The organism is Mycobacterium sp. E3247 (assembly GCF_001667785.1).
Lineage (GTDB): Bacteria > Actinomycetota > Actinomycetes > Mycobacteriales > Mycobacteriaceae > Mycobacterium.
In genome coordinates, this window is record NZ_LZJG01000034.1 from 1 (window position 1) to 665 (window position 665).

The window sequence follows — 665 nt, forward strand, 5'->3', positions numbered from 1 at the left end:
CGGTGCGCGAGGGCGATAATTGGATCCTCAACGGCGAGAAGTGGTACACCTCAGGGGCGTCCATTTCTCAGCTGGCATTGGTCATGGCGAAGACCGATCCCGACGCGCCGCGCCATCGCCAGTACACGACGTTTCTCGTCGAGTTGCCCAATCCTGGCTTCGAGATCATCCGCAACATTCCGGTTATGGGAGAGACCGACGTGCCGGCCTTCCACGGTGAGGTGACCATGGGTCACGCGGAAGTCCGCATCCGCGACCTAGTGGTCCCCGACGAGAACATTCTCGGCGGCCGTGGCGAGGGCTTTGCGATGGGGCAGCATCGGCTCGGATACGGCCGGCTCCGGCACGGGATGTGGAGCGTGGCCAAAGCTCAGGCAGCCTTGGATATGGCCACCGCACGTGCGTGCGAGCGTGTCACCTTCGGCAAGCGCGTCGCCGATCGGCAAGGCATCCAGTGGATGCTCGCCGATTGCGCCGAGAAGCTCTACATCACGCGACTGATGATCCTGCACCTGGCCTACAAAATGGAGCACGGGCACGACCTGCGCATCGAGAACTCGATGGCCAAAACCTATATCGCCAACATGCTGATCGAGGTGATCGACACGGCGTTGCAGATACACGGGTCCTTGGGCTACACCCACGACCTGCCGTTGGCGGCCTGG

General features: G+C 62.4%; 1 protein-coding gene. It reads left to right on the forward strand.

The annotated features are described in order from the left end of the window. A partial coding sequence (locus A9X04_RS01455) for an acyl-CoA dehydrogenase family protein (protein WP_197508984.1) occupies positions 1-665 on the forward strand: 665 nt, incomplete at both ends.